The sequence below is a fragment of the Arthrobacter sp. 01N444 genome (genome assembly GCF_056399305.1).
Map to the genome: position 1 here is coordinate 56,930 of NZ_JBFTRB010000013.1, position 12,934 is coordinate 69,863.

The following is a 12,934-nucleotide window of genomic DNA, read 5'->3' on the forward strand; positions in this document are numbered from 1 at the left end:
GTGTTGACGCATATTTGCCCCCAAGGGGCGCCGAATGTGGCGGCGCATCAGGGGCAGGAGTGTCGCCACATATGGATAATGACCAGGTAGTAGCCGGAAACGAAGAACTAGTAGTCACCGGGGAAGCGCAGGGAACTGCGGAAGCAGAGGCTCCGGTAGCGCCGAAGAGGGCCGTACGGACCCGCCGGAAGGCGCCCGTCGCCAAGGTCAACGCCGCGGAGGCGGCCGAGGCTGTCGCCGAAGCCGCGGCCCTGGCCGACGCGGCCGGTTCAGATGAACCCGTCCGGGGCCGCCGTAAGCCGGCCAACGTCGAAGCAGCCGGATCTAAAACTGTTGAACCCGAAGCTGCTGTATCTGAAACTGCTGCCGCCGGGACTGCGGCCAAGGCGCCCGCGCGGCGCACCCGGACCCGGAAAGCTGTAGCAGCCCCGGAACCGTTGCCTGCCTTCGCCGGCGATGCCGAAACCGGCGCACCTGCCGCGGCAGAGGCCCCCGCAGCAGCTGGCACTGACGCAGCTGCCGCCGCAGAAGCCCCCGCACAAACGGCCGCAGAGACGGTTGCGGAAAAGCCGGTCCGGCGCCGCGTCAGCCGTGCCAAGGCCGCCCCGAAGACCGAAGACGCACCCGCAGCAGTACTCCCGGCCGAAGAGGCCGCCGCTGCGGAAGCACCCACCGCGGAAGCCGCCGCAGCCCAGCCCGAAGAGCCGGAAGCCCGGCCCGAGGAAAGCCCGGCCGCGTCGCTGTTCATGGAACCGGGTGCCCTCACTTCCGTCATCTTCCAGGCCCCGGACCTGAGCACTGTGGTGCGTCCGGCCCCCGTTGCCGCCGCAGCAGCTGAGCCCGAGGACGAGGAAGGCGACGAGGACGAGGACGCCGGCAACCGCCGTCGGCGCCGCAGCCGCGGCCGGCGCGGCCGCACCCGCACCTCTGCCGAGTCCGACACCGAGTCGGAAGGCACCGAAGAAGAGGGCGACGAAGGCTCCGAGGTAATCCTCGAAGACGGTGTGACCTCCCGCCGCCGCCGCCGCCGTCGCCGTGGAGACCAGGACCTCGAGCTGACCGGCGGGGAAGGCGACGATCCGCCCAACACGGTGACCCGCGTCCGTGCGCCGCGTGCCATGGCCGAGGCGCCGGTGAACAACCGCGTCACATCCGTCAAGGGCTCCACCCGCCTGGAAGCCAAGAAGCAGCGCCGCCGCGAATCCCGCGACACCGGCCGCCGCCGTACCGTCATCACCGAGGCCGAGTTCCTGGCCCGCCGCGAGTCCGTGGACCGCCAGATGATCGTCCGCCAGCGCGACGACAGAATCCAGATCGGTGTCCTTGAAGACGGCGTCCTGGCCGAGCACTTCGTGTCCAAGACCCAGCAGGACTCCCTGATCGGCAACGTCTACCTGGGCAAGGTCCAGAACGTGCTGCCCTCCATGGAGGCCGCTTTCGTGGACATCGGCCGCGGCCGCAACGCCGTGCTCTACGCCGGTGAAGTGAACTGGGAATCCGTCAACCTCGAGGGCAAGCAGCGCCGCATCGAGAACGCGCTGAAGTCCGGCGACTCCGTGCTGGTCCAGGTCACCAAGGACCCGGTCGGCCACAAGGGCGCCCGCCTCACCAGCCAGATCTCGCTGCCCGGCCGGTACCTCGTGTACGTGCCCGGCGGTTCCATGACCGGCATCTCCCGCAAGCTGCCCGACGTCGAACGCAACCGCCTCAAGCGGATCCTCAAGGACCGCCTGCCCGAGGACGCGGGCGTCATTGTCCGCACCGCGGCCGAGGGAGCTTCCGAGGAAGAGCTGACGCACGACATCAACCGCCTCCGCGCGCAGTGGGAAGGCATCGAGAGCCAGTCGACGTCCACCAAGATCCTCGCCCCCGAGCTGCTCTACGGCGAACCTGACCTGACCATCAAGGTGGTCCGGGACGTCTTCAACGAGGACTTCTCCAAGCTGATCGTCTCCGGCGAGGAAGCCTGGGACACCATCGAGGCCTACGTCACCTACGTCGCGCCGGACCTCGTGGGCCGGCTCGAGAAGTGGACCAAGGACACGGACATCTTCGCGGCCTGGCGCATCGACGAGCAGATCCACAAGGCCCTGGACCGGAAGGTCTTCCTGCCCTCGGGCGGTTCGCTCGTGATCGACCGCACCGAAGCCATGACCGTGGTGGACGTTAACACCGGCAAATTCACCGGCTCCGGCGGCAACCTCGAGGAAACCGTCACCAAGAACAACCTGGAAGCGGCCGAGGAAGTCGTCCGGCAGCTGCGCCTGCGCGACATTGGCGGCATCATCGTGATCGACTTCATCGACATGGTGCTCGAATCCAACCGCGACCTCGTGCTGCGCCGCATGGTGGAGTGCCTGGGCCGGGACCGGACTAAACACCAGGTGGCCGAGGTGACCTCGCTGGGCCTCGTGCAGATGACCCGCAAGCGGATGGGCACCGGGCTGCTGGAAGTCTTCGGCGAACAGTGCGAAACATGTGCGGGCCGCGGCATCGTCACCCACGACGAGCCGGTGGAGCACCGCCGCGCCAACACGGTCGCCGCGGAGCACTATGTGCCGCGCACCGAGGCGCAGCCTGCTGCCCGCCCGGAACGCAAGAGCCGTCGCCGCGGCCGGGGAGGCCAGGGCGGAGAGACCGCGCCGGCCGCACCCGCGCCCGTCCACGCCGAACCCACCGAGGCCGAACGCCACGCCAAGGCCGAGGCCACCCGTGCCGCGCTGGCCAACATCGCTGCCGCAGCGCACGCCGCGCACCTGCACGACGGGGAGGCAGCCGCAGCCAGCGACGCCGGGGCCCGCCAGGCCGCCGTCGACGCCGTCACGCAGCTCGCAGCCGCCGACGAGGCAGCCGGCCGCCCCGCAACGGTGCTGACGTTTGGCGGCGAGCAGGTGGCCCTGCCCTTCGTCGAGCACGCGGAGGACGCGCCGTCACCGGCCCTGACCCTGGACCTGCTGACCGAGGCCTTCGCAAACCTGGGCGAAGCCGAGGCCGGCAAGCCGGACCAGGCCGCCGGCCTGGCGGCCGGTCAGGCAGCAGCTGTTGCCGCACCGGAAGCCACGGCGCCCGAGGCGCCGTCGGCCGTCCGCGCTGCGGAGGCGCCGGCGTCACGCACAGCTGACACCACGACGCTGCGCGGCCGCCGCGGGCGCCGCAACCGGAGTGCCAGCCGCGCCCAGGGCGCAGCCAACGAAACCTCCGTGGAGCACCGCGAGGCAACCCGGCCGGCCGCGGCCGGATCGGTCCACGAGGCCAAGGCTCCCGCTGCGGCCGGGCCTGCGTCCATCCCGGCCGGCAACGAGCCGATCATCCTCGGCGTCGGCGTGCCGGCGTCGGAGCTGTAGTCCTCCGCGACTGACCACGTCCCCGTCCGGTCATTATTTCGACTGGTCGGGCCGCGGGTCCGGGTCATGGCAGACGTAACATACGTCCGCCCGGGCCCGGGCCCGCTCGTGCGTTAACGGGTCCTCCGGGTGGCAAGGGCTAGGCTGGAACACTGACACGGGGTGCCGGGCATCGGGCCGGCTGAGATCCAGACCCGTTGAACCTGTCCGGTTAGCACCGGCGAAGGGATGTCTTCCTTGTCCGCGAAATCGAATCCGTCCGAGTTCCTCCCGCCCAATTTTCTGCACAACGAGTCTCTGCCGGCCCCGCCGCGCATTCCCCGCGTGCTGGCCATCGCCGGCTCCGATCCCTCCGGCGGGGCCGGAATCCAGGCCGACCTGAAGAGCATCGCGGCGAACGGCGGCTACGGCATGGCCGCCATCACCGCCCTGACAGCGCAGAACACGCAGGGCGTGCGCGCCGTCCACGTCCCCCCGGCGGCGTTCCTCACGGCGCAGCTGGACGCCATCAGCGACGACATCGGCATCGACGCCGTCAAGATCGGCATGCTCGGTGACGCCGCCGTGATCGACGCCGTCCGCGGCTGGCTGGAAAAGGTGCGCCCCGCCGTCGTGGTCCTGGACCCGGTGATGGTCGCCACCAGCGGTGACCGGCTCCTGCAGGAATCGGCCGAGGCCGCCCTGCAGGCCCTCCTGCCGCTGGCGGACCTCATCACGCCCAACCTCGCCGAACTCGCCATCCTGCTCAAGGAACCCGTCGCTGCCGAGTGGTCCGAGGCCCTGGCGCAGGGCAAGCGGCTGGCCGCCCTGACCGGCACCACCGTCCTGGTTAAGGGCGGACACCTCCAGGGCGCCGGGCCGGGGGACGGGCATGCCCACGACGCCGATGCCCACGACGCCGATGCCCACGACGTCGACGGCCACGGCGCCGGCACCGGCTGCCCGGATGCGCTGGTCAACACCGGCGGCCTGCTCGGCCAGGAAACGGTGGTGGTGCCGGGGGAGCGGATCGCGACGCGCAACAGCCACGGCACCGGCTGCTCCCTGTCCTCGGCCATGGCCACCGTGCAGGCCAGGGTGGGGGACTGGGAAGCGGCGCTGCGGGAAGTCAAGCCGTGGCTGCTGGGCGCGCTCCGCGGAGCCTCGGCCCTGGACGTCGGCTCCGGCACCGGCCCGGTCCACCACTTCCACCACCTGCAGCACCTCCAGGCCGGGCAGGGTCCGGCGGCGGGGGAGTTCGCCGCAGCCCTGCGCGCAGGAGCCGCGGGCGATCTTGAGGCGATCTACGCCCTCGACTTCGTCCGCGGACTGGCCGACGGCACCTTGCCCGAGCACGAGTTCGCGTACTACCTCGCCCAGGACGCCATCTACCTCAACGGATACTCGCGGGTCCTGGCCCGGGCCGCGGCGATTGCCCCCACCGAGGCCGAGCAGCTGTTCTGGGCCCGTTCGGCGCAGACCTGCCTGGAGGTCGAATCCGAGCTGCACCGTTCCTGGCTCAGCACCCGCCCCACGGCCTCCACCCTGGGCCCGGTCACGAAAGCGTATGTGGACCACCTGCTGGCCGCCTCGGTCTCCGGCAGCTATGGCGTCCTCGTGGCGGCGGCGCTGCCCTGCTTCTGGCTCTACGCCGAGGTCGGTTCCACGCTGCACCGGGAGTTCCTGGCCGGCGGCGCCCCCGGGGAGCACCCCTACGCCGGCTGGCTGCGGACCTACGCCGACGAGGACTTCGCCGCCGCGACCCGGCAGGCCATCGCGTACACGGACACGGCGGCCGGGCGGGCATCGGAGAGCGAGCGGCAGGCCATGGCCCTGGCTTTCCGGCAGTCATCGCGCTACGAAGTGGACTTCTTCGACGCGCCGCGGCTGTACGCCTGACGCGAGCTGGTCCGGACTACCGGTACGATGGTGGGGCACGGTTCCGGAAGTCGTTGCGGCAACACAGCTCAAGATGGTCAAGATCCCGGCCAAGAACATTGGCAGGGACTTTGCATCAAGATGTTGTGGCGCCTATCACGGACTACCCGCCGGAACCAGCCTCATTTGCGGCCGAAGGCAAAATTAGCGTATTCTAGATCTTCGGTGCTTACGCCAACACTTGGGTTATGACCCTGAGAACGGTCCGCTTGGAATTCCAAATGGATTTGTTCCGGGGATAGCTCATGGGTTCCCCCGAGGAATCCACCGGCGTTGAGGCACAGCGTGAGCCGGTCCAAAGAATTTGGCCCCTGGTTCCGCACGCAAATCTAGTAATAAACGTCGAGAGAAGTGAGTTCCCCAGTGGTGTACGCGATTGTCCGCGCAGGCGGCCGCCAAGAGAAGGTTTCCGTTGGAGACTTCGTTACCCTGAACCGCGTCCCCGGTGGAGCCGGCAGCACCTTTGAGTTGCCCGCACTGCTCCTGGTGGACGGTGACAAAGTCACGTCTGCTGCTGCGGACCTGGCCAAGGTAACGGTTACGGCTGAGATCCTCGAAGACCTCCGTGGTCCGAAGATCGTCATCCAGAAGTTCAAGAACAAGACCGGTTACAAGAAGCGTCAGGGCCACCGTCAGGAACTGACCAAGGTCAAGATCACCGGTATCAAGTAACTCTTCGTTACTGTTCAGGTTCCAGCAGATTCCCCAGAATTTTTGAAGGCAGGCATTTCAAATGGCACATAAAAAAGGCGCGAGTTCCACTCGCAACGGTCGTGACTCCAACGCCCAGTACCTCGGCGTCAAGCGCTTCGGTGGCCAGGTAGTTTCCGCAGGCGAGATCATCGTCCGCCAGCGCGGCACCCACTTCCACCCGGGCGCCGGCGTAGGCCGCGGCGGGGACGACACCCTGTTCGCCCTGACCCCCGGTGCTGTCGAGTTCGGCACCCGCCGTGGTCGCCGCGTTGTGAACATCGTGGCTGCTGCAGCTGCAGAGTAACAATAAGTTCTAAATCGGTGGGGCGGGCCATTAGGTCCGCTCCACCGGTGTTTTAACCGCATTACAATCATCTTGGGCGCCTTTGGGGGTCCGGGGAACAGCACTGAGGAGATCCACGTGGCGAGCTTTGTAGACCGGGTAGTACTGCACGTATCCGGCGGTACCGGCGGCCACGGCTGTGTCTCCGTCCACCGCGAGAAGTTCAAGCCCCTCGGCGGTCCCGACGGCGGCAACGGCGGCAACGGCGGCGACGTCATCCTGCGCGTTGACCCCCAGACCACCACCCTGCTCGACTACCACCACGCGCCCCACCGGCACGCCACCAACGGCGGCCCCGGCATGGGCGACTGGCGCGGCGGCAAAAACGGCGAAACCCTGATCCTTCCGGTGCCGGTGGGCACCGTGGTGAAGTCCAAGTCCGGCGAAGTCATCGCCGACCTCGTGGCCGAAGGCGACGAATACATCGCCGCCGCCGGCGGGATCGGCGGCCTCGGCAACGCCTCGCTGTCCTCCCAGAAGCGCCGCGCGCCCGGCTTCGCGCTGCTCGGCATCGAAGGCGAATCCAGCGACGTCGTCCTGGAACTGAAGTCCATCGCCGACATCGCCCTCGTCGGCTTCCCCTCCGCCGGCAAGTCCAGCTTGATCGCCGCAATGTCCGCCGCCCGGCCCAAGATCGCGGACTATCCCTTCACCACCCTCATCCCCAACCTGGGTGTCGTCCAGGCCGGTGAAGTCCGCTTCACCATTGCCGACGTCCCCGGCCTGATCGAGGGTGCCAGCGAGGGGAAGGGCCTGGGCCACCACTTCCTGCGCCACGTCGAGCGGTGCGCCGCCCTGGTGCACGTGCTGGACTGCGGCACGCTCGAATCGGACCGCGATCCGCTCTCCGACCTCGCCATCATCGAGGCCGAGCTGGAGAAGTACGCCGTCGACATGAGCTACAGCGGGTCCGACGGCGAAGTCGTTCCGCTGAACCACCGCCCCCGCCTCGTGGCCCTGAACAAGGTTGACCTGCCGGATGGCAAGGACATGGCCGAGTTCGTCCGCCCGGAGCTCGAATCCCGGGGCTACAAGGTCTTCGAAATCTCGGCGACGAGCCACGAAGGCCTCCGCCAGCTTGGCTTCGCCATGGCCGAAATCGTAAAGGCCGCCCGCGACGCCGTCGCCGCGACCCCGCCGAAGGTACACGCCCCCGTGCTGCGCCCCCGCGCCGTCAACGAGACCGGCTTCACGATCCGCCGCGAGGAAAAGAACCTTGAGCCGCTCTTCCGCGTCCTCGGCGACAAGCCCGTGCGCTGGGTCAAGCAGACAGACTTCACCAACGAGGAAGCGATCGGCTACCTCGCCGACCGCCTGGCCAAGCTCGGCGTCGAAAATGAACTGTTCAAGCAGGGCGCCAAGCCGGGCGACATGGTGGTCATCGGCGAGGACGACGGCGTCGTCTTCGACTGGGAGCCGACCATGATGGCCGGTGCTGAGCTGCTCGCCTCGCCCCGCGGCACCGACGTGCGCTTCGCCGACATCGGCGACCGCCCGACGCGTGGCCAGAAGCGCGACGAACAGCAGGAACGCCGCGACGCCAAGGCCGCCGCCCGCGCCGAGCTCGAAGCCGAACGCAAGGCCGGCATCTGGACCGAATCCGTCAGCAGCCGCCGCGCGCGGCAGCCGCTCAAGGAGAGTGGACTGGGCGAAGCCGATGACGAGTAAGGCCGTCGTCGAGCACCGGTCCCAGCCGCTCAGCGCTCAAGACCTCAAGGCCCAGACCATCAACGCCCCGGACCGCACCGCGCTGTCCGGGGCGCGCCGGATCGTCGTCAAGGTCGGCTCGTCCTCGCTGACGTCCATCAAGGGCGGGATCTCCGAAGAGGCCCTGACCGGACTCGCCGACGCCCTGGCGCACAAGCGCAACGCGGGCGCGGAGATCATCCTGGTGTCCTCCGGTGCGATCGCCGCCGGCCTCGCCCCGCTCGGCCTTGAGAAGCGCCCCCGCGACCTCGCCACCCAGCAGGCCGCCGCCAGTGTGGGTCAGGGCCTGCTGATGGCCCGCTACACCCACGCCTTCGGCGCGCACGGGGTTACCGTCAGCCAGGTGCTGCTGACCGCCGATGACTTCATGCGCCGCAGCCAGCACACCAACGCGTTCCGCGCGCTGGACCGGCTGCTGAACCTCGGCGTTGTCCCGGTGGTCAACGAAAATGACACCGTAGCCACCCACGAGATCCGCTTTGGCGACAACGACCGCCTCGCTGCCCTGGTGGCTCACCTGGTCCGCGCCGACGCGCTCGTGCTGCTCTCCGACGTCGACTCCCTGTACGACGGTCCGCCGTCGCACGGCGCCAAGCGGATTCCGCACGTCTCCGGCCCCCACGACCTCGACGGCGTCTCGATCGGCAGCACCGGCAAGGCCGGTGTGGGCACGGGCGGCATGGTCACCAAGGTCGAAGCCGCCAGCATCGCCGCGGGGTCGGGTATCCACGCCCTCGTAACATCCACGGCCAATGCGGCCGCCGCGCTGGCCGGCGAGGACGTGGGCACATGGTTCTCCGTCAACGGCGCGCGCAAGCCGATCCGGCTCCTGTGGCTGGCCCACCTGGCATCCGTGCGCGGCACCCTGGTGCTCGACGACGGCGCGGTCAAGGCCGTCCGCGACCGCCGCACCTCGCTTCTGCCGGCCGGAATCGCCGCGGTGAAGGGCGACTTCGAGGCCGGCGACGCCGTGGAGATGGTGTCCGTGGACAACACGGTGATTGCCCGCGGGCTGGTCAACTATTCGGCCGCCGAGCTGCCCAAGATGCTGGGCCGCTCCACCCATGAGCTCGGCAAGGCACTGGGCCGCGGATATGACCGCGAAGTTGTTCATGTTGACGACCTGGTGCTGGTCTAGGTTCCCCCGACGCCTAAACTGGAAGCATGACTGAGGCCCTGACTTCCGCTGCCGTGACTGATGTGCCTGCCGGCACCGTTCCCGCCGGTAACGCCGCGCCCGCCCAAGGGTTCGCCGCGGCGCCGGATCCGGCGGCGGCCCCTGGCACGGCAACGGAGACCGAAGCAGCCGTCCACGCGGTCGCAGACCGCTCACGCCACGCCGCCCACAGGATGGCACGCGCCAACCGGGCCTGGAAGGACCGGGGCCTGCGCGCCGTCGGCAAGGCGCTGGTGGATCACAAGCATCAGATCCTGGCCGCCAACGCCAAGGACGTCGCGGCCGGCCGGGCCGCCGGCACCAGCGCCGCCCTGCTGGACCGCCTGACGCTGACCGAGTCACGCATCACGGCCCTCGCCGCCGCACTGGAAAACCTCGCCACCCTGCCCGACCCCGTCGGGAACGTGGTGCGGGGCCAGACTCTCCCCAACGGGCTGCGCCTGCGCCAGATCAACGTACCCATGGGCGTGGTGGCCGCGATCTATGAGGCCCGCCCGAACGTCACCGTCGACATCGCCGGACTGGCCCTCAAGAGCGGCAACGCCGTCATCCTGCGCGGCGGATCCGCCGCCGCTGCCACCAATGCCGCCCTGATCACCATCCTCCGGGATGCGCTGGAATCAGTGGGCCTGCCCGCCGACGCCGTCCAATCCGTGGACCAATACGGCCGCGACGGCGCCAACGCGCTCATGCGGGCGCGCGGCCGGGTGGATGTGCTCATTCCCCGCGGCGGGCGCGAGCTGATCCAGGCTGTCGTGACGAACTCCTCCGTGCCGGTCATCGAGACCGGTGAAGGCAACGTCCATATCTTCCTGGACGCTTCCGCCAGCGAGGAAATGGCCGTGGACATCCTCCTCAACGCCAAGACCCAGCGGCCCAGCGTCTGCAACACCGTCGAAACTCTCCTGGTGCACTCCAAGTCCACCGTCCTTCCCGCGGTCGCCGCCGCATTGCGGGCTGCCGGGGTCACCCTGCACGTGGACCAGCGCATCCGTGCGGCCCTGCCGGCCTCGGTCCAGTCCGTGCCGGCCACGGAAGACGACTGGGCCACCGAATACATGAACCTGGACCTGGCCGTGGCCATGGTGGACAGCCTGGACGAGGCCGTCAGGCACATCCGCAAGTGGTCCACCGGCCACACCGAAGCGATCCTGACCAACGACCTCGCCAACGCCGAGCGCTTCATCGCCGAGGTCGATTCGGCGGCCGTGATCGTGAACGCCTCCACCCGCTTCACCGACGGAGGCGAGCTCGGCCTCGGCGCCGAAGTGGGCATTTCCACCCAAAAACTCCATGCCCGCGGCCCCATGGGACTGACCGAGCTGACCACGACCAAGTGGATCGTGCAGGGCGAGGGCCAGATCCGGGGCTAGCAACGCTGTAACATGGAACGGAAGACCGGAACGGCGGACACCTCCGCCGTCGTCAAATTTTGAACTCACTAGGGGAGAACATGCTGTCGCAGCAGATCGCCACTTTCGTCGCCGCCGCCGGCGAATCGGGCCACGAGGAACTCGCACCGCTCATTGCACCGCCGTTTGTCATTGGCGGCACCATGTTCGCGATCCTGGTGGTCCTGCTGCTGATCACCCTGTCCTACTCCAACCTGGGACGGCGCCACGTGGCTGTCGAGGAGCACTCGGACCCGCACCGCCAGCACCCGAACAAGCACGATCACGGCCAAGGTCACTAATATTTCCGCCCCCACGAAGCAGCGCGGCGCCCAGCGCCGCCTGCGTCTGGGTGTGATGGGCGGCACGTTCGACCCCATCCACCACGGACACCTTGTCGCGGCCAGTGAGGTCGCGGCCAAGTTCGACCTCGACGAAGTCGTTTTTGTGCCCACCGGACAGCCCTGGCAGAAGATGGCCAAGAAGGTCAGCGAAGCCGAGCACCGGTATCTCATGACAGTCATCGCCACGGCCTCGAACCCGCGCTTCACCGTGAGCCGCGTGGACGTGGACCGTCCGGGACCGACCTACACGATCGACACCCTGCGTGACCTGCGGACCCTGCGTCCGGACGCCGATCTGTTCTTCATCACCGGCGCGGACGCCCTGGCCCAGATTTTGTCCTGGAAAGACATCGATGAACTCTGGTCCCTCGCGCACTTCGTGGGTGTAACCCGGCCGGGCCACGTCCTGGACGGCATGGGCCGCAAAGACGTCAGTCTCCTGGAGGTCCCGGCCATGGCCATTTCCTCCACGGATTGCCGCACGAGGGTGGCCGAAGGCAACCCGGTCTGGTACCTCGTGCCGGACGGGGTGGTCCAGTACATCGCCAAGTACGGCCTGTACCACGCCAGCCCCGACGCCGATCGCCTCGAAGCCGGACACGCCGGGACCGCCAACGCCGGAAACGGCGCGGCAGGGACTGCCCCCGCACAGCACGATCCAGCCTTTGAGATAACCCAACCAGCCAGCACTGAATGAGTTTGCCATGAGTCAGGAACAGCCTCCCATCCGCAGCCGCCGCGAATTGCGGCAGGCCAGAGATGAACGTCTGGACACTCCGGGCCCGGGCGAGCCGACGGAGGCCGAAATCACCGGCCGGAGCCGTCGCGTTGCCGACGCCCCGGTTGACTCTGTGCGTGCTGATTCTGTGCCCGCTAGCACTGAGCGGTCTTCCCAGGTCCGGGCACGGGACCGCGCCGCGCTGCGGACCATCAAGGAACTCGCAGAGAAGGAAGGCCAGCTGGCCGGCGGAGGGCCGCCCACGCGACGCCAGTTGAGGCTTTTGGAGCTGGCGACCGAAACTGCCCCGGCCACCCAGGCCAACACCATTGTCCCGGTGTCGCCGCGGACCCGGGCCACCCCGGTGGTTCCCCCGGCCCCGAAGGACGCCGCCCCGAAGGGCGCCGCCCCGAAGGAGGCTGCCCCGGCTGGGGCGGCCGCCCCGGCGCCCATGGACCCCGCTGCGCCCAAGGCTCCCGCGGCCGACGGCGCCGGACCGGGCGGGGCGACGCCCGAGGGCATGACCCTGGAGCAGGCGCTGGCCGCCCGCGAACTCCTCGCGGAGCAGGCCAAGAACCAAGTGGCCAAGATGGAACACATTGCGGCCACGGATCCGGATGCCGTTGATCCGGCCGTCCTGGCCGAGCAGATCGCCCTCGCCGAGCGTGCCGCGATCCTGAACCGCCGCGCCGCCGCCAAGCAGAAGCTTGCCGAACAAAACAGCCAGCCGGCGGCGCCCCGCAACGATCCGACCACGGCCAACAACCTGGCCATGGTCACACCCTTGGAATTCGAGAAGGTTCCCGGCGTGGAGCGGCCCGTCATGAAGCGCCCTGCCACGTCGTACGTTCCGGTTGTCACCAACCCGGGTCCGCGCGTGGACGCGCCACGGAAACCCGGCCTGCGGCGGCCGGGCATCTCCCGCCAGAAGGCCGCAGGTCCCGCCACGGGCTCTGCCGCTGGCAGGGCCGGCGTCCTGGCCCGTGCGGAGGCAGCCGCGAAAGCCGGAACGGCACGGCCGGCAAACGCTGCAAACGCGGCAAACGCTGCAAACGCGGCGGGGGAGGCCGAGGAAAGACTCGTGGGCGGGGAACCCGTGGCCGCGAATGCCGCCTACGGGCTCGAACCCCTGGATGCCGCTACCGCCGGACTCGGCCGGGCGCGCCGCCTGCGCATGCTCCAGCTCGGCGTCCTGGCGGTGGGGATCGTTGCCCTCATCGCCGGCATCACGCTGATCGTCACCGGGCTGGCCCACTAGGTCTCAGGCCGCCACTGGCGCCACATTTTCATCACCATAATT

At 68.9% G+C, this 12,934-nt stretch carries 10 protein-coding genes and 1 riboswitch; all 10 genes read left to right on the top strand.

Going from position 1 to position 12,934, the window contains the following annotated elements:
• Positions 1–71: 71 nt before the first annotated feature.
• The 10 genes from AC1DKN_RS14865 (at position 72) to AC1DKN_RS14910 (ending at position 12,892) form a co-directional block, all read left to right on the top strand.
• The gene (locus AC1DKN_RS14865; protein WP_476871698.1) at positions 72–3,344 is read left to right on the top strand and encodes an Rne/Rng family ribonuclease; all 3,273 of its coding nucleotides are present in this window, start codon (positions 72–74) and stop codon (positions 3,342–3,344) included.
• 148 nt (positions 3,345–3,492) lie between these two features.
• A riboswitch (TPP riboswitch) is annotated at positions 3,493–3,590 on the top strand.
• Positions 3,591–3,659: 69 nt separating this feature from the next.
• Positions 3,660–5,222 carry a bifunctional hydroxymethylpyrimidine kinase/phosphomethylpyrimidine kinase gene (locus AC1DKN_RS14870; RefSeq protein WP_476871725.1) on the top strand — a complete coding sequence of 521 codons (1,563 nt, stop codon included), beginning with the start codon at positions 3,660–3,662 and terminating at the stop codon, positions 5,220–5,222.
• Positions 5,223–5,624: 402 nt separating this feature from the next.
• Positions 5,625–5,933: a 50S ribosomal protein L21 gene (rplU, locus tag AC1DKN_RS14875; protein WP_018773353.1), complete on the top strand. Its 309-nt coding sequence runs from the start codon at positions 5,625–5,627 to the stop codon at positions 5,931–5,933.
• 61 nt (positions 5,934–5,994) lie between these two features.
• On the top strand, positions 5,995–6,258 hold the full coding sequence (rpmA, locus tag AC1DKN_RS14880) for a 50S ribosomal protein L27 (protein ID WP_009372867.1): 264 nt from the start codon (positions 5,995–5,997) through the stop codon (positions 6,256–6,258).
• Positions 6,259–6,375: 117 nt separating this feature from the next.
• Positions 6,376–7,965, top strand: coding sequence for a GTPase ObgE (gene obgE / locus AC1DKN_RS14885; RefSeq protein ID WP_079555434.1), 1,590 nt, complete (start codon positions 6,376–6,378; stop codon positions 7,963–7,965).
• Positions 7,955–9,142, top strand: a complete 1,188-nt coding sequence (proB, locus tag AC1DKN_RS14890; RefSeq protein WP_476871699.1) for a glutamate 5-kinase — start codon at positions 7,955–7,957, stop codon at positions 9,140–9,142. The genes obgE and proB overlap by 11 nt, the downstream gene beginning before the upstream one ends.
• A 26-nt stretch (positions 9,143–9,168) precedes the next feature.
• Positions 9,169–10,554 (top strand): glutamate-5-semialdehyde dehydrogenase, encoded by a 1,386-nt coding sequence (locus tag AC1DKN_RS14895; protein ID WP_476850134.1) that lies wholly within the window; start codon positions 9,169–9,171, stop codon positions 10,552–10,554.
• 80 nt (positions 10,555–10,634) lie between these two features.
• Entirely contained in the window at positions 10,635–10,874 is a 240-nt protein-coding gene (locus AC1DKN_RS14900; RefSeq protein ID WP_230011093.1) for a hypothetical protein, read from the top strand.
• Positions 10,875–10,929: 55 nt separating this feature from the next.
• Positions 10,930–11,613, top strand: a complete 684-nt coding sequence (gene nadD, locus AC1DKN_RS14905; RefSeq protein WP_476850133.1) for a nicotinate-nucleotide adenylyltransferase — start codon at positions 10,930–10,932, stop codon at positions 11,611–11,613.
• 7 nt (positions 11,614–11,620) lie between these two features.
• A complete protein-coding gene (locus AC1DKN_RS14910) occupies positions 11,621–12,892 on the top strand; it encodes a hypothetical protein (protein WP_476871700.1) in 1,272 nt (423 codons plus the stop codon).
• Positions 12,893–12,934: the final 42 nt, after the last annotated feature.